This is a genomic window from Deinococcus marmoris (assembly GCF_001949125.1).
GTDB classification, from domain to species: domain Bacteria; phylum Deinococcota; class Deinococci; order Deinococcales; family Deinococcaceae; genus Deinococcus; species Deinococcus marmoris_A.
This window is the reverse complement of sequence record NZ_MSTI01000028.1, coordinates 1-17,621: the sequence shown is the minus strand read 5'-3', so window position 1 is coordinate 17,621 and position 17,621 is coordinate 1. Positions and strand designations below refer to the sequence as shown.

Genomic DNA, 17,621 nt, shown 5'->3' with positions numbered 1-17,621 from the left:
GTTCTAAAGAGCAGCCCAACCCTAGCGAAAGCACAAAGAGTAGAGATGCAGGCTGATGTGGCACAGCGCCGCGTGCGCGGCGCGCCCGCGTGCGTCCTTAAAAGAGACACCCACAGGAGGACCCCATGAGATACACCATCACGCCCGACATCATCCGTCGGGCGGTTCCACGTCATCCCGATCCGCAGGCCGCCGCAGCCGCGCTCGACGAAGCCTGCGAGCGCTACGGCGTCACCACCCGCCCCGCCGTCGCGATGCTGCTCGCGCAGCTCACCCACGAGTCAAGCATCATGCCCGTGTCAGAGAACCTCAACTACAGCACAGAGGCCATGATGGGAGCCTGGGATCGCAGGTTCCCCACGGTCGCGTCAACCCTCCCCTACGTGCGTAACCCCGTCAAGCTCGGCAACTACGCGTACGGCGGGCGCATGGGCAACGTCAACCCCGGCGATGGATTCCTTTTCCGGGGACGCGGGTACATGCAGATCACGGGACGGGACATGTACCGCGCGATCGGACGCGCCATCGGTCTGGACCTGGAGAGCCAACCGGACCTGCTCCTGACCCACAGAGCGAGCGCCCTGTCTGCCCTTGAACTCTGCAAGCGGAAGGGCCTGCTCGGAATCCTGGGCGGCGGTGACGTGGACCGCGTCTCCCGCACGATCAACGGCGGCGACAACGGCCTAAAACACCGGGCGGAGCTGTACCACAGATTCATGCAGATCTTCCCCGCTGAGCAGACGGCCCCCGTGCCGCCCGCGCGCAGCACGTCGGTGTTCTTGACCCACAGCGGGGAGCCGCCTGTGCGCAGCCTGTGGGACGGCAAGCCCGGCGGCATCTACGGGGGTCACGCGCTGGATGAAGCGTTCTTCGGGCGCGTGCGGGCGATGTACCCGAACCCCGGCACCTACCCACACGGCGGCCTGCAGATCACCGTGGCCGACGACGGCGCGCTGATCCTGGCCCGCCTCTAACCCGAGTCCAGATTCTGAACTGCCCACAGGTCACGCGCCTGTGGGTCCGCCCTCTCACGCCATCAGGAGGCACACACCATGACCATCGACCCCCGCATCACCGCGATCCTCGAAGCCCGCAAAACCGCAGGCATCGTCATCACCAAAACCCTCACCCCTGCAAGCATCCCCGCCACCCCTCCGGCCCGCACCGGCGGCAGCATCGGCGGCGGGTTCAGCGCGCAGAGTGTGGGCATCCCTGCGGCTGCGCCCGCGCCGACTCCCGCGCCCGCGCCTGTGGAAGTGCCCGTTCCTGACGCCGAACTGGCCGTCATTCTCACCGACGTGATCAGCGCAGGCGAACATCTGGTCAAGGAGGTGCTGGCCGCCTTCGGGGACAGGAAGCTCAGCATCATGGAAATCGCTGACCTCGCGACCCAGGTGCGCAACCTGATCAGCCTGGCCGTCGGTCAGGCAGCTCCAGCGATCAAGGGCACCTCGGCGCGCGACCTGGTGATCCTCGTGCTGCCGACGTTCATCGTGAAGTACATCATTCCCCACGTGCCGATTCCCGCCTGGGCACCCAGCTGGCTGCGCAGCAAGATCACCGCTGGCACCATCAGCGGGCTGATCAAGGGCCTGGAGTACGCGTACACCAACTGGGTCAAGCCCCGCATCGGCAAGAAGTAACCCCCGGCCCTGGCACTCACCGCCAGGGCTTTTTCGTGGTCCCATTATGAGTGTCCGATGAGCCACACGGCCCGTCGAGGTCTGACCTTTCGCATGTTTTCGCCGTGTTTGTCGCGTTTCGGCATGCGCGGCGCACGAGACTGCCTCATAAAGGGGAAGAAGGGGAAGGAGATAGAGGAGGACTCTACTGTGGTTACATGGATGACTATCGAGCATCCCCCGAGGTCTGACCTTTCGGGCTTTTTCGCCGTGTTCATCGCAAAACAGGCGGTAGCGTTCATGAAAACACACAGGGGGCAGCCAAAGCGGGATGTTCTCACATACACTCATCCGACATGAAGATCATCTTCCGGCACAGCAGGGGGCGCGGCGAGTACGAGATGAGCGGCGACAGCGACGGGTACACCACCGCCGACGTGGTGGACAAACACCTGACTGTGGTCCTCTCCCCGAACTGGCGTATCAACACCGGCCTGGTCATCCGACGCGCCGAAGGGAAGACCCGCATTCGGTCCGAGGTCAAAGGTGAGCATATCGGTGTGCAGCGGCAGGTATGCGCGGCCCTGCTCCTCAACCCCACCGTGCGCTCGCAGTCCGGGGTGGACAGCGGAGGGCAGCTGCTGGACTACATCGAGGCCAGCCACATCGAGATCAACGGCGATCAGTTCGTCTTCCACGCGGAGACAATCCAGCTCAGTGATGCCACAGCCGAGGCGCACATCAACGTGGCAAAGCGGGCCGGTGAAGTGCAGGAGCTGTGGAGACGTGCCGACGAACTGCCGTTCTACGTCAGTGAGGCCATCAAGCAGCACCAGGAAGGTGTCACGTCCGGCAACCCCGTCTCAAAGGCGACGTTCAAGTCCTACGAGCAGTTGCCCAAGTTCGTAGCGTCTACAGACCCAGAGGCTGAGGAACTGATGGAAGGCGCGGGGGACCTGCTGCCAGGCCTGCAAACCCTCACGAACGCCCCCGTGAGCCGCCCGCTGTTCGACGTGGAACTGATCCCCGTGCAGGAAGTCGAACTGAAGCGCAGGACCATCGCAGCCTGGAGGAAGTGGCAGCTCACCAGCTCGCGCGGCCACTCGGGACGCGTGTTCCGCGAGGGCGTCCGGGCAGCGTACGACTCGACCTGTCTGATCTGCGGCGTGAGGTTGCCACCGACCCCAGGCAACGCGGCGGGCGTGGACGCGGCGCACGTGCTGCCCTGGCGTCAGTACGAGCTGGATGAGGTGTACAACGGCGTCTGCCTCTGCAAAACGCATCACTGGGCCTTCGACAACCGGCTGCTGGCGATCATCGCTGACGACGCCTCCGACGACTACCGTGTGGAGATACCAGAGCGGGCCAGGAATGCGCTCCTGGCCCGAGGTGAAACGGCGATGCTCAGCTGGCTTGAGTCTTTCGTCGGCGTGATCCCTGAGGCGCGGCTGCCACGAGATCCTCTCCTACGGCCACGGCGAGAGTTTCTGAATATCCTGGCAGCGAACCAGGAGCTGGACTAGCAGCCGCCTGCTCATCGGCCACAGACGCCTCAAACCTGTTCTGCAGGTACAGATCAATCCGCTCAGCCAGCCAGCGGGCAACACCGACCGTCACGGCGTTCCCGATGCTCTTGTATCGGGCGCTTTCCAGCTTGTCAAAGTCCCCGCTGTAGTTCTTGAGCATCGTCCAGCCAGCCGGGAACCCCTGGATGCCCTCGCACTCGCCTGCGGTCAACCTGCGGACTTTTCCGAGCTTCGGATAGGTTACATAGGTGCGGCTCCAGTCTGTGCCTGTGTGGCGGGCCGATGTTGCATAGAGACAGTACGCTAACTCTTGGAAGACTGGCCCTTCTCCTTCAGTATCTCCAAGCTCCTTCTTAAAGGGGGATATAGCGGCCTTCCCATGCGATCCGCCCTTCTCAAGATGCCTTCCGCCGCGTTCTGGCTCAAATAATATCTCGGATGGTCCTGTTGCATCTCGATAACATCCAACAATGAAGACTCTGTCACGTGACTGGGGGACGTTGAAGTATTTACTGTTAAGAGTACGCCATCCGACAGCGTACCCGAGTTCGGCCAGCGCTTGAATAACGGTTCCGAAGTCTCTTCCGCCGTGGGAAGATAGTAAACCTGGCACGTTTTCGATGACAACAACTCTGGGAAGTGACTCGCCCAGAAGTCTAGCAAAGTCGTGGAAAAGTCCTGATTGAGCGCCTTTAAGTCCCGCCCTTTGGCCCATGCGGGCAAGCGAGACGTCTTGGCAAGGAAAGCCTCCAGCCCAAACGTCGGAAACAGGGATGTCTGCACTCTTTAACTCCTTTATGCTCCCGTGCAGCAAGGCTTCAGGCCAGTGCATGTTGAGCACCTTGCGCCCGAAAGCGTCGATCTCGCACTGCATGGTCACCTGATAGTTGGCCTGCTCAAACCCCAGATCGAAACCGCCGATCCCCGAGAAAAACGAGGCCAGCCGTGGCGTGAACTGTTCTCCGTTTTTCGTCATCGCCACACTCCTCCATCGCGCACCCGCCGGCGGTCTGTTATCGCCGGGGATGCTATCAACTGCCCCTGCACTAAGCAAGGAACATAATTACTCATCTGCTCATTGTACTCAGGCGGAACGTCTCGCGCACCAGTTGCCGGGCCAGGCCGGAAAGGACCACACCCCTGCGCACGTACAAGGCCAGCGTGCCCGGCTCATCAACGCACGTAGGCCGCAGCCCTGGCCCATACCTGAGATCGCCAGCCAGCTGCATCAGGTCAAGCGCCACGTGCGCCTGCGCGCCCATCTCTTCTGGCACTACCCAGTCTTCGTTTATGCCGTCTGCATCAGGCCGCTCAAACACCCCGACCCACACGGGGCCACAGTGCCGCGCTGCCTGCCCCAGCCCGCCGCTCAGCACGCCCCAGTAGGCCGGGTCGACTACCCCGCCCTGATGCGCCCGCGCCGCCGCCAGCAGGCCGTACGCCGCCGCCATGCTGTACCCGCCTACCGTCTGAAGCCGGGCCATGCGGGCGGCCAGCTCCGCACCGCCCTCCTCATAGGCACGCAGCACCCTGACAACCACCCCTGTGGTATCGCAGTCCCAGCCCATCGCCCCAAAGGTCACAGGTTGTCCGCCGGCGAGGCCCGCAGGTGTCGCCGCTGGAGGTCGTCGTCTGAGAGTCTCAAATAAACTCTTGTTTGATCAAGCGTCGCATGCCCGAGTATCAGCTGCAGCGTAACGATGTCGCCACCGTTGCTCATGTACGCCGTCGCCATGCCCCTTCTCCACGCGTGAGGGGCCAGCTCTGCCCGGCTCCGCCCCGTCACCTCAGCCAGCCGGATCAGCACGTGATGCAGCCCACTGACGCTCAGCGGCACCCCCGAGCGGTTCAGATACAGCGTGTCAACAGTCGCCCGCGCAGGCCGCCGCTCCCGCCGCTGGTACGTGGTCACCGCGCGCATCGCCCGAACACCCACAGGTATGCGCCGCTCTCTCTGCCGCTTTGAAGTCTCCGCCCGCACCCGCAGGAACCCGCCAATCACATCAAGGTCACTCTCGCGCAGCTGGAGGAGCTCAGACATGCGTACCCCGGTGTCGAGCATAGTCAAGAGCATCGCCCGGTCACGCAGGGGGTGCCTGGTCTGCGCGCACGCCTTCAGCGCCTCACGTGCCGCCTCGCTTGAAACCGCCGGCGGACGCACCTGTGGAACGCTCGCCAGCTTGATGCGTGCCATGGGGTTACTCTCCAGCAGCTCCTCCTCATGCGCCCACCTGAGACTCGCCCTCACCCCACGCATCACGGCCGCCTCTCCGCCGGGACTCAAGCCCCGTTCCCGCAGCCATAAAATAAACCCTCCCAAATGACCGCGAGTCAGCTCGGACGGCGCACTGATCCCCTCTGCGCTCATGTACTCCGACAGCCGCTTCATGCAGTTCCCGTAGTACGTGACGGTCCCCGGTGCCCGCCGTGAGGCAGCCAGGTGCCGAGCGTGCATCCGATGCAGTTCCTCTGTGTTCATGTCCCCTCCTGTGGCTGCGGAGGGCATGAGATCGAGATGAAAAAGGGTCCCCGGAAACTCCAGAAACCCTGTCCTGCACGCGCTGGGGCGTTACCGAGCGGATACTAGATCCTAAGTCTAGTGCGTCTACCAGTTCCGCCATCCCCGCATGTGCCGCCTGACCTGATCATCCTAACCGAACGAACTGAACTCAAAGAAAAATCCGGCCCTGACCCGTGAAGGCGGTGGGCCGGAAAAAATTGGGGTGGATTAGGGGACTTGAACCCCCGGCCTCCGCTGCCACAGAGCGGCGCTCTAACCAACTGAGCTAAACCCACCATTCGCCGCGTTACTACGTCTCACGGGCCTATACATCCTAAACGTGCGCGGGCGGGGTGTCAATGACCCCGGCTTCTGCCCCGCCTTCATCCTCGCCGTGGGCGTGTTGCAGCTTGCGCCAGCGCTCCGCCACGCGCGCCTCCCAGCCCTCGCCCGTGGGATGGTACAGGCCAAGTTGAACGCCGTCTGGCAAATAATTTTGCGCGAAGGAGCCGCCGGGATCGTCAAAATAATAGGCGTAGCCCTTGCCGTAGCCCTGCTGCCGCATCAGCGCGGTGGGGGCGTTGCGGAGGTGGAGGGGCACAGGCAGATTCTCGCCGTCCCGCACCGCATCCAGAGCGCGTTTCCAGGCCACGTACACGCTGTTGCTCTTGGGGGCGAGGGCCAGATACACCACGGCCTGCGCCAGCGCCAGATCGCCTTCTGGACTGCCCAGAAACTCGGCGGTGTCGCGGGCGGCAATACACAGCCGCAGCGCCTGCGGGTCCGCCAATCCGATGTCCTCGGCGGCCATGCGGACAATGCGGCGGGCCACGTACAGCCCGTCCGCACCGCCCTCCAGCATGCGCGCCAGCCAGTACAGCGCGCCGTCCACATGCGAGGCCCGCACCGATTTGTGCAGCGCGGAGATCAGGTTGTAGAAGTCCTCGCCATTCTTGTCCATCTGCGGCAGGTGGCGGCCAAACGCCTCGGTCACGGATTCGGGGGTGACTGGGTTGGCAAGTGAACTGGCGACTTCCAGCGTGCTGAGAGCGCGGCGGGCGTCCCCGTCGGCCAGCCGGGAAAGGAGGTCCAGCGCTTCGTCCGTCGCCGTGATTCCCGGCAGCCCGCGCGGATCACTCAATGCCCGCTTCAGCAGCCCACGCACTTCTTCCTGACTCAGGGCTTCCAGCACCAGCGTCCGCGCCCGTGAGCGCAGCGCCGGGTTGACCTCAAACGATGGATTTTCAGTCGTTGCGCCGATCAGGGTGAGCAAACCCGATTCCACATGCGGCAGCAGCGCGTCCTGCTGGGCCTTGTTGAAGCGGTGAATCTCGTCCAGAAACAGGATGGTCTTCTGACCGCGCCCGCGCAGGCGTTCGGCCTCGGCGGTAGCCTCGCGCACGTCCTTGACTCCGGCAGAGACGGCGGACAGCGGGATGAAGTGCGCACCAACCTCTCCGGCCAGCAGACGCGCCAGCGTCGTTTTGCCCACGCCGGGCGGCCCCCACAGGATCAGCGAACCCAGGCGGCCCGAGGCCAGCACGCGCGACAGCGGTTTGCCCGGTCCCAGCAGGTGCGTCTGGCCCACCACCTCCGAGACGGTGCGCGGGCGCAGGCGTTCGGCCAGCGGGGCGGGAGGGTCAAACAGGGTCATGGGGCCGAGAATAATGGGTTGCGCCCCGCGCTTTGTGGACCGAAGCCCGATTTATGCTGTGCGTATGGACTTTGCCAAGCAGGTTGAACTGGCCCGTTTTCCCGCCGGGGTGATGGTGACGGTGCGCCAGACCCCGGAAGGCCGCATCTTTCAGGCCGTGCAATCCGGGCGCGGGCTGGAACTCATGGTCACCACCGACGCCGTCAAGATGTACGGCGAGGGACCGACGCTCCTGCTGGCGCTGGAGCGGTTGAAGAAAGCGGCGGAGGCCGGGTTGCCCACCGTCGGCGAGGACGGTAAGTATCAGCGGGCGGTGTTCGTGGGGGACTGAGCCGGGGAGGGTTGATGGTTAAAGGTTGACGGAAAAGGACATTCGCGCGCCTTGCCATTATCCTGCCCTCTTCCCATTATCCTGCCCCGTATGGACATCGCAGAGCGTTACATCCGGCTGGCCCACGCCATCGGCGTGCATTCCGAGGGTTTCGTGGACGGCTACGGCGGCCCGCAGGAATGGGCAGACCTCACCCGGCGCGAACCCGCCGAACTCCAGAACGAGGCCGGGGCATTGCTGGAAGACGTGCAGGGCGTGACCGACGACGCCCGCCGCGAATTTCTGCGCGTGCAGGTTTCGGCCATGCAGACCATGACCCGCATCGTGGGCGGCGAGGCCATCCCCTATGAGGATGAAGTGCGCGGGCTGTACGACATTGACCCGGTGCGTGCCGATCCGAATGAGTTGGACGCCGCTCTGGACGCCCTGGAAACGGCGGTGCCGGGAAGCGGACCACTCTCTGAACGCATTGAAAAGCTGCGTCAGAAGGTGGTGGTCCCCAAAGACGATCTGTTGCGGCTGGCGGGGCCGATTCTGGCCGAACTCCGACAGCGCACCCAGGAGCGCTTCGGCCTGCCCGAAGGCGAGGATTTCAGCATTTCGCTGGTGTCCGACAAGCCGTGGGGCGGGTACAACTGGCCGCTGGGCAACCTGAAAAGCCGGATTGACATCAACACCGATCTGCCCGTGCCGCTGACTGGCCTGCCCGATCTGCTGGCCCACGAGGGCTACCCCGGCCACCACACCGAGCATTCAACGAAAGAAGCCCTGCTGGTCCGTGAGAAAGGCTGGCTGGAACACAGCATCCAACTGATGAACGCCCCCGAATGCGCCGTCTCGGAGGGGATTGCCACCAATGCCCTAAATGCCGTGATGGACGAGGCCGAGGTCCACGACTGGCTGTGCGGCGAACTGGCCACGCTGGCAGGCTTGGACAGCAAGGACGTGCGGGTCTTTCTGGACGTCACCGGGGTGCAAAAAGGGCTGAAGAACGTGAGCGGCACGGCGGCGCTGATGCTGCACGGCGAGAAACGGTCCGAGGCCGAGGTGCTGGACTTTCTGCGCCGTTACGCCCTGGCCACCCCCGAACGCGCCCGCCAGACGCTGCGTTTTATCGGGCAGCCGCAGTTCCGGGCGTACATCTTCACCTACGCCGTGGGCAGCGATCTGGTGCAGGGCTGGACCAAAAAACACGGCCCGGAAGGCTTTGGCCGTCTGCTGCGCGAACCGCTGACGCCTGGGCAACTGGCGGCGGGCTGAAGCACTCTGGACGCTCAGACCTCCTGCCCACACGCTAGACTGCCGCCGATATGCCACTGGAGGTAGGAACACGCCTGGCGGGCCGCTATGACCTGCGTTCCCCGCTGGGCGAGGGCGGCAGCGCGCTGGTGTTCCGGGCGCACGATTCGCTGCTGGACCGCGACGTGGCCGTCAAGGTCATGCACGCGCATGTGCCCGATTCCGACAAACAGCGTTTCCTGCGCGAGGTCCGCACCCTGGCCCGGCTGACGCACCCCGGCGTGATTCCCGTGCTGGATCTGGGCCTCGACCCCAGCGACGGACGGCCCTTTTTCACCATGCCGCTGATGACCGGCGGCCCGATCACGGTGCTGGGACCGCTGGAAGATGCGCCTACCTCGCTGGCCCGCTATCTGACGGCGGCCTCGTTCGCCTCGCGGGCGCTGCATTTCATCCACTCGCGCGGCATTATCCACCGGGATCTGACCCCCGGAAACGTGCTGCTGGACGAGGCGTGGCTGCCGCGCATCATGGATTTCGGGCTGGTGGCGCTGTCGGAACACACCCGGCAACTCACCCGCAGCGGCCTGACCCTGGGCACCCCGGCCTACATGGCCCCGGAGCAGGCCAAGGGCATCGGCGTGGGACCGCTGAGCGACCTCTACGCGCTGGGAGCGGTGCTGTACCGCGTGGCCTGCGGCAGTCCGCCCTTCGTGGGCGACAGCGATCAGAGCGTGCTGTTCCAGCATGTCTACGAGAAAATCACGGACCCGCGCGACCTGAACCCGGCCATCCCAGACGCGGTGGCGCGCGTGCTGCTGGCGCTGCTCTCCAAGAAGCCCGAGGACCGCCCCGAATCCGGCGAGGCGCTGGCGCACCTGTGGGCACTGGCCCGCCGCGACATCTGGACCGGGCACGCGCGCGGCCAGTACCGGGGCGGACGCACCCGCACGGGGGAGCATCCCGACGGCCCGGCCCGCGTTTCAAACCTGAAAGAAGTCTGGAGCGTGCCGCTGCCCGGCGAGGTCACCTGGCCCGCCGCCGTGGTGGGCGAGGGCGATCTGGTGGCGGTGGGCACGCGCGGCGGGCAACTGGTGCTGACCCACGCCTCCGGGCGGCCCTTCGCCACCTATGCAGCCAGAGACGAGGTGACGGCCCCGGCAGCCTTTCAGGGTGGGCATATCTTCTTCGGCGCGTGGGACGGCACGCTGCGCCGGGTGGAACTCCAGGGCGGAGCGGAAGTATGGCGGCATCAGGCCCGCGCCGAGCTGACCGGCGCACCGACGCTGTGGGCCGGGCGGGTGCTGGCCTCCAGCCGCGACGGCCACCTGCACGCGCTGAGCGCCCGCACCGGGGAACTGGCCTGGGCCTACCGCACCGACGGCCCGGTGGCCGCCAGCCCGCTGGTGTGGGCCGGGGCGGCGCTGGTCTGCGACGAGAACGGCTGGCTGCACGCGCTGGACGCCCTGAGCGGCAGCCCGCTGTGGAAGGTGGAGGTGGGCACGGTCCACGGCACGCCCGCGCTGCTGCCCGGCACCTCCGGCGAGGCCACGCTGGTGGTGGCCACCTGGGAAGGCGAGGTCCACGCGCTGGCCCTGAGTGCCGCTTCTGGCCGGGTGGCGCTGGCCGAGGACGAGGCGATCCTGTGGACCTACGATCTGGAGGACGAGGTGTGGGCCTCCCCTGCCGTGACCCACAGCGGAACCGGCGATTCCGGGCTGGCGATCCTGGCAGGCTGGGACGGCACCGTCCGTGCCCTGCGCCTGCACGACGGCGAGGACGTGTGGGCGCACCGCATGTCGGGCCGCGTGACCGCCAGTCCGGTCATCAGCGCGGGGCTGGTCTTCCTGGCCTCCGAGAGCGGGCAGTTGTGCGCGCTGGACGTGCGCGACGGCACGGTGCGCTGGACCCAGCAGGAAGCCACGGGCGTGCAGGCCACCCCTCTGGCGGCGGGCGGCACGCTGTACGTGGCTTTCATGGACGGCACGTTGCGCGCCTACCGCCAGCACCACCCGGAGTCGCCGGAGGGCGCGTGATTCGCCCGGTTCAGTTTGATGACGCCCCCATCATCGCCCATTACCGTTTTCCAGCAGATGCGAATGCCGCCGAACGCCCGATCTATGCCGCATGGGTGACAGAGGCCATACAGCGCGGCCTGTATCAAGGATTCCTCGCGCTGGACGGTGAAGAGATGGTGGCCGGCGCGGGCTTGACCCTGCTGGAATGGGGACCGACGCACGGCGATCCGCAGCCGTGGCGGGGCCGCATCGTAAACGTCTGGACGCATCCTGACCATCGGCGGCGCGGGTTGGGGCGTGAGTTGGTGGAACGCTGTGTAGATGCAGCCCGTGAGCGCGGCATCACCCGCCTGAGCCTGGGCACCACCTCCGAGGCCCGGCACCTGTACGAGTCCCTGGGTTTCACCTCCAGCACTACAGAAATGACGTTCACCCTTCGCTAGCCATCCATATCAGACCCGTTACAGTGGCCCATGTCCATCCTCTACGTCCACGGCGTCGCCATCCGCGAGGGCGATCAGCCGCAGTGGGAGACCCTCAAGCGCGTGACGCACGGGGCGCTGTGGGACGAGGTCCGTGCGGCGCTGCAAACCCACGTCGCGCCCAGTGTCAACCCCACCGATCCGCAGGGCGTGAATGTGGACTGGGTGTACTGGGGCGATCTGGGGGCCAGCCTCGCCTACACAAACCACGGGCAACCCGGGTGGCCCCCGCCCACGCATCCGCTGACGCTGGACGCCGCCGCGCTGGCCGACAGTCTGGAACGTGATCTGCGCCCGGAAGTCCTGGCAGACCGCTGGCCCGAACTGGTGGAGGTCTGCTGGGCCATCGCCCGGGATGCGGGTGTGCGGGCAGCCATCGGCAATGTTCCCGTCGCCGCCCAGTGGCCGGTGGCGCTGTCCGCTGTTCGCGCTCGCCTGGACCTGAACGGCGCACACCTGCCTCAGCGTCTGCGACTGCGCCGCCATCAGAACATGCGCCGCGCCATGCTGGATCTGCGCCGCCCGCTGGAGGGCTTCATTCCCTTTTTTGTCGGGGACGCGCTGGAATACTTCACGCTGCGCGGCACGCCCCGGCAGCCCGGCCCGATTGCTGCCCGCGTGCTGGACGCCTTAAAGAAGTCCTGGCACCTCAGCCGGGAGCGGGACGAACCGCTGGTGATCGTGACGCACAGCATGGGCGGACAACTGATCTACGACGCCCTGACCAGTTTTCTGCCCGCTGATCCCGAACTCTCGGACCTGCGGGCGGCGGTGTGGTGTGCGGCGGCCAGTCAGGTGGGGCCGTGCAAGGCCCTGGGCCTGTTTCTGGACGATCAGACGGGCGGGGGAACTGCGCTGGACGCCTCGCCCCACCTGGGTTACTTCTGGAATGTCTGGAGCGAGCGCGATCTGCTCAGCTTTCCCGCCGAGGGCAGCGTGCCAGGAGCGCACGACACCGACTTTCCGCTGGGAGGCCGCTCGCCCCACATGGCCTACCTACAGCGCCCGGAGTTCTACCGCACGCTGGCGGCCAGGGTCCGGGTGCAGGTGGCGCGGGAGAAAGTGGGAGAGGGTTAGCCCTTCGCGGGCGTTTCTCCCAGCGCCTTCAGGAATTCCTCCACGAATGCCTCGTCGCTCATGGGGTTCTGGCCCGTGATCAGTTCGCGGTCCCGGACCACGTTGCTGGTCCATTTTTCGCCGTTCTGTACGGTCATACCTGCGGCGGTCAGGGCATCGGCGGGGTAGTACAGCATGGGGGCGTCAAAGCCGCTCTCGGCGTCCTTTTCTTCCGGCGTGCTGAAGACGGTGACCTTGTAGCCGCTGTACGTGAAGTCCTCGGCTGTGGGCGTTTCCCCGGCTTCCAGCGCCCGCTGGTATGCCCCGGCGGCGGGCTGCGCGGCCAGCAAAGCGACGGGCGCGTGGCAGATCAGCGCGGTGGGCAGCGAGCGCTCGTGGAAGTGGAGCAGCGCGTGGCCCAGATCGTGGTTGTGCATCAGCTCAATCATGGGCGCGTGGCCGCCAGGCAGAAACACGGCGTCAAAAGCGTCCAGATTGGTCACGGCGTCGGCCAGCGGCACGATCTCGCCGGACAGGGTTTCGTCCACGAACTTTTTGATCTCCCCGTACTCCGCCTCGTCCTTGAAAAAGTCCTTGCTGTCGCTGCCCGCATCCAGTGGCGGACGGTTGCCGCGCGGCGTGGCGATTTCCAGCGTGTGGCCCGCCTGCACCAGCCGGTGCGCGGGGACGCCGAACTCGTTGAGGTAGAAGCCGGTGGCGTGCGTTTTGCCGTTCTGCAAGGGCAATTCGGAATCGCTGGACATGATGACGAGGATTTTTTTGCTAGCAGTAGGAGAAGTCATGCCGGACACCCTAGACCCAGCCTAGGGGGCGCTGTGTCAGACAGGACACGCTGGAGGTGGGAAACGGCGTGCCAGCGGGAAGAAAGGAGAATCTTGGCCGTTCGTTTATGACCGGGTATCTGGCAGATGCGTGGCAAATCAGAGAACAGAACGCGGCCCCAAGTTTCAGAGCCGCGTCCTGATTCTTCTAATCTTCCTACAGCGGCATATTCCCGTGCTTCCGGTACGGCCTGACCTCCGCCTTGTCGCGGAGCATGGCAAAGGTCAGGATCAGGCGGGCGCGGGTGTCTTCCATCGGAATTACGTCGTCTATGTAGCCCTTGCTGGCGGCCACATATGGGTTGTCAAACGCATCCTTATAGTCGGCGATTTTCTCGGCACGGGTGGCCTCGGGGTTCTCGCTGGCGTTGATCTCGCGGCGGTAGACGATGTTGGCCGCCCCCTCCGCGCCCATCACGGCGACGGCGGCAGTGGGCCACGCGTACACCACGTCCGCACCCATATCGCGGCTGTTCATGGCGAGGTACGCGCCGCCGTAGCTCTTGCGCGTGATCAGGGTGATCTTGGGGACGGTGGCCTCGGCGTAGGCATACAGCATCTTCGCACCGTGGCGGATGATTCCGGCGTGTTCCTGGGCCACGCCAGGGAGGAAGCCAGTCACGTCCACCAGGGTCAGGATGGGCACGTTGTAGCAGTCGCAGGTGCGGATAAAACGGGCGGCCTTGTCGCTGGCGTCAATGTTCAGCGTCCCGGCCATCACGCGCGGGTTGTTGGCGACGATGCCCACGCTCTGCCCGCCCAATCGCGCGAAGCCCACCAGAATATTCTTGGCCCAGTTCGGCTGGATTTCCAGAAAGGTGCCGTCGTCCACCAGTTCGTGAATGACCGCGTGCATGGCGTAGGGCTTGCGCTGATCGGGCAGCACGATGTCCAGCAACTTGTCGTTGCGGCGGGTCACGGGGTCATCGGTCTGGCGCACCGGGGGCTGCTCGTGGGCGTTCTGGGGCAGGTAGCCCAGCAGGTCACGTATCCCCGCCAGCACGGCCTCGTCGCCGTCGTATTCCAGGTGCGCCACGCCGCTCTTGCGGGTATGCACGTCCGCGCCGCCGAGCTGGTCAAGGGTCACGTCCTCGCGCGTCACACTCTTGATCACTTCCGGCCCGGTAATGAACATGTAGCTGCTGCCGCCGCTCATCAGAATAAAATCGGTCAGCGCCGGGGAATACACCGCGCCGCCCGCGCAGGGGCCGAGAATGGCGCTGATCTGCGGCACCGCGCCTGAGTAAATCGCGTTGCGGTAAAAGATCTCGCCGTAGCCTGACAGCGAGTCCACTCCTTCCTGAATGCGCGCCCCCGCCGAATCGTTGAGGCCAATGACCGGGCAACCTGTTTTGGCGGCCAGATCCATGATCTTGGTCACCTTGGCGGCGTTCATCTTGCCCAGGCTGCCGCCCAGCACCGTAAAATCCTGCGAGAAGACGAAGACCTGCCGCCCGTCAATGGTGCCACTCCCGGTGACCACGCCGTCGCCCGGAGCTTCCACGCCCTGCATCAGGCGTCCGCCCCGGTGTTCCACGAAGGTTCCCATCTCTAAAAAGCTGCCGGGATCAAGCAGGGCGTCGATGCGCTTACGGGCGGTCAGCTTGCCGCCGTCGCGCTGCTTTTGCTGCCGCGCCGCGCCGCCGCCCGCTTCTACCTTGCCGCGCCGCTGCTCCATCTCGGCGATCAATTCCTGCAACTCCATGCCGGGTTGTGTCATGGGGTGCATCCTATCCAAACGGGCGTTAGGAAGTTCTTCGGCCCAATCAGCGCGTCGGCAGGTTTGCCAGCAGCGCCCTGGCCTTTTCGGCCACCTCGGCGTCGGCCACGATCACGTAATGGTCAGCGCGCATCCCGCCAATGGACGTGAAATCACGTCGCCCACCGCTGAGGGCATATCCGACCAGACCCCAGACCAGACCGAAGACGGCCCCCACCACCATGCCGTAGGCGATAGAGAACAGCAGATTGCCGCCGCCCAGCCCCAGCAGGCTGAAGATCAGGCCCACGAACAGGCCGATAAACAGCCCCTGCCCAAAGCCCAGGCCCGCCGCACGGCCCCAGTCCAGGCGGCCCGTGACCTGCTCGATGGTCTTGAGGCCCTCACCGATGATGGCGGTGCGCTCCACCGGGAATTTCTCGTCGCTCAGGTAATCGACGGCGCGCTGGGCCTCCGGGTAGGTGCTGTAGGTTGCCACGTTGATGCGGGCACTCTGGTCTGGAATCAGGGCGGAACGGGGATCGGGCTGGGTCATGGGGTCACTTCCTTGGCCCCAGCCTAGAGAACCGGACCACCGCCCATCTGAGCGCCGTGTTCAGCCGGTTTTACCTTTGCCAGAGAGAGCGTTGGCTTTCTGGCGTTTAGCGCCCCACCTCCACCACGATTCCCTCGGCCTCGCTCATGCGGACGATGTTGGCGAGGGTATGGATCGGCACACCCAGATCGGCCAGAAATTCGCGCCCCAGTTCAAACTGCTTTTCCACCACGCAGCCCAGGCCCAGCAGGGTTGCGCCGCTGAGTTCGATCATCCCGGTCAGGGCGCGCAACGTGCCGCCGGAGGCCAGAAAATCATCGATGATGACCACGCGGTCTTCCGGCCCCAGGAATTCGGAGCTGACGAACAGGTCCACGTTGCCGCCCTTGGTGCGGCTGACCGAACTAGCGGTGAAGGCGGGTTCCTTCATGGTCAGCGGCTTCTTCTTGCGGGCGTAGACCATCGGCACGTTCAGTTCCATCGCGGCGGAAATAGCGGGGGCGATACCGCTGACCTCAATGGTCAGAACTTTGTTGGGCTTCAGGGGGGCGAACAGTTCCGCGAAGCGCACGCCCATCTCGCGCGTCAGGCCCGGCAGCAGTTGGTGGTTGACCAGCCCGTCCACCTTGAGAAAACCGCCGGGCAGGATCACGCCCTGTTCACGAATCGCGTCCACCAGTGATTGCATGCGGGAAAGTGTATCCGCCGGGTGGCCGCTGCGGCGTGGATGAATTTAGACCAGACTGGGCCGCGTGCCCGCCCTCCCCGACTTGACCCCTGCCGAACTCGCCGCCTTCTCGCAAAAGTATGGGCTGAAGGGGACGCCGGAGCGGCTGCCCAGCGTCGGTATCGTCAACCGGGTCTACCGCGCGGCCCTGAACGGCCAGCCCATAGTTCTCCGCATTCCGATGCCCGGCGACGTCAAAGACGCCCTGACCGAGAGCGTGGCCGCCCCCGCCGCCTTTCACGCCGGGGTGAGGACGCCGGAACTGCTGATCTTCGACGATGACCGGGATGTGGTGGACGCGCCCGTCACCGTCTACGCCTTCGCACCGGGCCGCAGTCTGGAAAGTTATGGCTGGGCCGAGGGCGATCCGCGTCTGCTGCGCGCTTACCGGGAGGCGGGGCGAGAGCTTGCACGGCTTCACCGGAACGTGACCGCCGCCCCCGATCCGCAGGGCAGGCTCAATCCTATCGTCCCGCCCAACCCGCCCCGCACCCTGGCCCGCGTGACCGACAGCAAAAAGCTGGGACTGGCCGACGCGATGTGGGCCACGGAAACGGTTTCGCGCCTGCTGGCTGCGGCCCCGCCCCCCACCCCGGTCTTCCTGCACAACGATCTACACGCCGGAAATCTGATGGTCACGGACACGGGCGCAGTTACGGCGCTGATCGACTGGGGAGACGCGGGCTGGGGCGATCCGGTGCTGGACCTGACCTACGCCGGGCCGCTGGCCGCCCCCGAACTGCTGCGCGGCTACCACGAGGAGGCCGTGCTGGACGGCGGCGCGTCGCTGCGTCTGCTGGCCTATCTGCTTGAAGACGCCACGCGCCGCCTCGCCTACGTTCCCGAGGGTCACGAGACGGACCTGTGGTACACCCGCCCCGGCACTGCGCTGATGCAGCTTTTACGCGTGTCGGTGCAGTTTCCAGAGTGGGAGGAGTGGCTGGGCCGTCAGGGCTGATACGGATTCCGTCTGTTTCGTTGACAAACTGGGAAAGCGCCAGTTTGCCAACTCCACGCCCGGAACCCGTTCTTCTCATTCTCGCTCCGCTCGGATATTCATCGTTTTTGCAAACGATTCAATCGGAGTCCGTATGAGCAATGGTTCGGACAGTTTTGACGAAAAATTGAAATGGACCAAAAAACGGGTCTCCGCTAGGGTGAAGTTCTCAAGACTGCCCCCAGGAGACCCGATGACCATTTTACCCGTACTGCTGACTTTGCTACATCTTCCTCTTACCCAACAGCGCTTCTTCCTCCACCTGATGCCGCTGTGGCAGGCCATTCCTGGCCGAATCAATGCATTGAATCTCAGCCGCTACAGCGGCTGGGATGAACGCACCTTCCGCCGTTGGTTTGCCAAAGCCCTCCC

At 65.1% G+C, this 17,621-nt stretch carries 17 protein-coding genes, 2 tRNA genes and 1 pseudogene; 9 read left to right on the top strand and 11 right to left on the bottom strand.

All coding sequences use genetic code 11. From position 1 onward, the window contains the following. The first annotated feature begins 125 nt into the window (after window positions 1–125). The 3 genes from BOO71_RS03895 to BOO71_RS03880 all read left to right on the top strand — a co-directional run bounded on the left by BOO71_RS03895 (window position 126) and on the right by BOO71_RS03880 (window position 3,145). Complete coding sequence (locus BOO71_RS03895; protein WP_075830665.1) at window positions 126–974, top strand: glycoside hydrolase family 19 protein; 849 nt, start codon at window positions 126–128, stop codon at window positions 972–974. Window positions 975–1,052: 78 nt separating this feature from the next. Beyond that, complete coding sequence (locus BOO71_RS03890; RefSeq protein WP_075830664.1) at window positions 1,053–1,643, top strand: hypothetical protein; 591 nt, start codon at window positions 1,053–1,055, stop codon at window positions 1,641–1,643. Window positions 1,644–1,978: 335 nt separating this feature from the next. Continuing rightward, complete coding sequence (locus BOO71_RS03880) at window positions 1,979–3,145, top strand: HNH endonuclease (protein WP_075830662.1); 1,167 nt, start codon at window positions 1,979–1,981, stop codon at window positions 3,143–3,145. Here the strand turns inward: BOO71_RS03880 and BOO71_RS03875 are convergent. The 7 genes and pseudogenes from BOO71_RS03875 to BOO71_RS03855 form a co-directional block, all read right to left on the bottom strand. Then, a complete protein-coding gene (locus BOO71_RS03875) occupies window positions 3,027–4,124 on the bottom strand; it encodes a DNA cytosine methyltransferase (protein WP_075830661.1) in 1,098 nt (365 codons plus the stop codon). The genes BOO71_RS03880 and BOO71_RS03875 overlap by 119 nt on opposite strands. 91 nt (window positions 4,125–4,215) lie before the next feature. Next, on the bottom strand, window positions 4,216–4,677 hold the full coding sequence (locus tag BOO71_RS03870) for a hypothetical protein (protein ID WP_139322727.1): 462 nt from the start codon (window positions 4,675–4,677) through the stop codon (window positions 4,216–4,218). 50 nt (window positions 4,678–4,727) lie between these two features. Further along, window positions 4,728–5,342, bottom strand: a complete 615-nt coding sequence (locus tag BOO71_RS03865; protein WP_254843011.1) for a tyrosine-type recombinase/integrase — start codon at window positions 5,340–5,342, stop codon at window positions 4,728–4,730. A 3-nt stretch (window positions 5,343–5,345) separates the two neighbouring features. Then, window positions 5,346–5,603 (bottom strand): annotated as a pseudogene (locus BOO71_RS29150) (phage integrase SAM-like domain-containing protein); the annotation flags it as partial. Between the two features lie 39 nt (window positions 5,604–5,642). Further along, window positions 5,643–5,775: transfer RNA gene (locus BOO71_RS27575), tRNA-Leu, on the bottom strand. 92 nt (window positions 5,776–5,867) lie between these two features. Continuing rightward, window positions 5,868–5,944: transfer RNA gene (locus BOO71_RS03860), tRNA-His, on the bottom strand. Window positions 5,945–5,982: 38 nt separating this feature from the next. Beyond that, window positions 5,983–7,302, bottom strand: coding sequence for a replication-associated recombination protein A (locus BOO71_RS03855; RefSeq protein WP_075830658.1), 1,320 nt, complete (start codon window positions 7,300–7,302; stop codon window positions 5,983–5,985). A gap of 64 nt (window positions 7,303–7,366) precedes the next feature. Between BOO71_RS03855 and BOO71_RS03850 the strand changes: the two genes are divergently transcribed. The 5 genes from BOO71_RS03850 to BOO71_RS27570 all read left to right on the top strand — a co-directional run bounded on the left by BOO71_RS03850 (window position 7,367) and on the right by BOO71_RS27570 (window position 12,449). Further along, window positions 7,367–7,633, top strand: a complete 267-nt coding sequence (locus BOO71_RS03850) for a hypothetical protein (RefSeq protein WP_075830657.1) — start codon at window positions 7,367–7,369, stop codon at window positions 7,631–7,633. Between the two features lie 90 nt (window positions 7,634–7,723). Beyond that, entirely contained in the window at window positions 7,724–8,893 is a 1,170-nt protein-coding gene (locus BOO71_RS03845) for a hypothetical protein (RefSeq protein WP_075830656.1), read from the top strand. Between the two features lie 50 nt (window positions 8,894–8,943). Continuing rightward, window positions 8,944–10,908: a serine/threonine-protein kinase gene (locus BOO71_RS03840; RefSeq protein ID WP_075830655.1), complete on the top strand. Its 1,965-nt coding sequence runs from the start codon at window positions 8,944–8,946 to the stop codon at window positions 10,906–10,908. Then, entirely contained in the window at window positions 10,905–11,333 is a 429-nt protein-coding gene (locus BOO71_RS03835; RefSeq protein WP_075830654.1) for a GNAT family N-acetyltransferase, read from the top strand. Before BOO71_RS03840 ends, BOO71_RS03835 begins: the two co-directional genes overlap by 4 nt. Before the next feature lie 30 nt (window positions 11,334–11,363). Next, window positions 11,364–12,449, top strand: a complete 1,086-nt coding sequence (locus tag BOO71_RS27570) for a hypothetical protein (protein ID WP_075830653.1) — start codon at window positions 11,364–11,366, stop codon at window positions 12,447–12,449. Here BOO71_RS27570 and BOO71_RS03825 read toward each other — a convergent pair. The 4 genes from BOO71_RS03825 to xpt all read right to left on the bottom strand — a co-directional run bounded on the left by BOO71_RS03825 (window position 12,446) and on the right by xpt (window position 16,213). Continuing rightward, window positions 12,446–13,192 carry a type 1 glutamine amidotransferase domain-containing protein gene (locus tag BOO71_RS03825; RefSeq protein WP_254843010.1) on the bottom strand — a complete coding sequence of 249 codons (747 nt, stop codon included), beginning with the start codon at window positions 13,190–13,192 and terminating at the stop codon, window positions 12,446–12,448. The two genes, BOO71_RS27570 and BOO71_RS03825, sit on opposite strands and share 4 nt — an antisense overlap. A gap of 235 nt (window positions 13,193–13,427) precedes the next feature. Then, window positions 13,428–14,990, bottom strand: coding sequence for an acyl-CoA carboxylase subunit beta (locus BOO71_RS03820; protein WP_075830651.1), 1,563 nt, complete (start codon window positions 14,988–14,990; stop codon window positions 13,428–13,430). A gap of 46 nt (window positions 14,991–15,036) precedes the next feature. Next, window positions 15,037–15,525: a general stress protein gene (locus BOO71_RS03815; protein WP_075830650.1), complete on the bottom strand. Its 489-nt coding sequence runs from the start codon at window positions 15,523–15,525 to the stop codon at window positions 15,037–15,039. Window positions 15,526–15,631: 106 nt separating this feature from the next. Continuing rightward, entirely contained in the window at window positions 15,632–16,213 is a 582-nt protein-coding gene (xpt, locus tag BOO71_RS03810) for a xanthine phosphoribosyltransferase (RefSeq protein ID WP_075830649.1), read from the bottom strand. A gap of 64 nt (window positions 16,214–16,277) precedes the next feature. Between xpt and BOO71_RS03805 the strand changes: the two genes are divergently transcribed. After that, on the top strand, window positions 16,278–17,210 hold the full coding sequence (locus BOO71_RS03805; RefSeq protein ID WP_075830648.1) for a phosphotransferase family protein: 933 nt from the start codon (window positions 16,278–16,280) through the stop codon (window positions 17,208–17,210). Window positions 17,211–17,621 lie beyond the last annotated feature (411 nt).

Excerpts from the sequence above, each read along its gene's own strand:
- BOO71_RS03895 (WP_075830665.1), top strand. The coding sequence starts at position 126 with ATGAGATACACCATCACGCCCGACATCATCCGTCGGGCGGTTCCACGT.
- BOO71_RS03890 (WP_075830664.1), top strand. The coding sequence starts at position 1,053 with ATGACCATCGACCCCCGCATCACCGCGATCCTCGAAGCCCGCAAAACC.
- BOO71_RS03880 (WP_075830662.1), top strand. The coding sequence starts at position 1,979 with ATGAAGATCATCTTCCGGCACAGCAGGGGGCGCGGCGAGTACGAGATG.
- BOO71_RS03875 (WP_075830661.1), bottom strand. The coding sequence starts at position 4,124 with ATGACGAAAAACGGAGAACAGTTCACGCCACGGCTGGCCTCGTTTTTC.
- BOO71_RS03865 (WP_254843011.1), bottom strand. The coding sequence starts at position 5,342 with ATGGCACGCATCAAGCTGGCGAGCGTTCCACAGGTGCGTCCGCCGGCG.
- BOO71_RS03855 (WP_075830658.1), bottom strand. The coding sequence starts at position 7,302 with ATGACCCTGTTTGACCCTCCCGCCCCGCTGGCCGAACGCCTGCGCCCG.
- BOO71_RS03850 (WP_075830657.1), top strand. The coding sequence starts at position 7,367 with ATGGACTTTGCCAAGCAGGTTGAACTGGCCCGTTTTCCCGCCGGGGTG.
- BOO71_RS03845 (WP_075830656.1), top strand. The coding sequence starts at position 7,724 with ATGGACATCGCAGAGCGTTACATCCGGCTGGCCCACGCCATCGGCGTG.
- BOO71_RS03840 (WP_075830655.1), top strand. The coding sequence starts at position 8,944 with ATGCCACTGGAGGTAGGAACACGCCTGGCGGGCCGCTATGACCTGCGT.
- BOO71_RS27570 (WP_075830653.1), top strand. The coding sequence starts at position 11,364 with ATGTCCATCCTCTACGTCCACGGCGTCGCCATCCGCGAGGGCGATCAG.
- BOO71_RS03825 (WP_254843010.1), bottom strand. The coding sequence starts at position 13,192 with ATGTCCAGCGATTCCGAATTGCCCTTGCAGAACGGCAAAACGCACGCC.
- BOO71_RS03820 (WP_075830651.1), bottom strand. The coding sequence starts at position 14,990 with ATGACACAACCCGGCATGGAGTTGCAGGAATTGATCGCCGAGATGGAG.
- BOO71_RS03815 (WP_075830650.1), bottom strand. The coding sequence starts at position 15,525 with ATGACCCAGCCCGATCCCCGTTCCGCCCTGATTCCAGACCAGAGTGCC.
- xpt (WP_075830649.1), bottom strand. The coding sequence starts at position 16,213 with ATGCAATCACTGGTGGACGCGATTCGTGAACAGGGCGTGATCCTGCCC.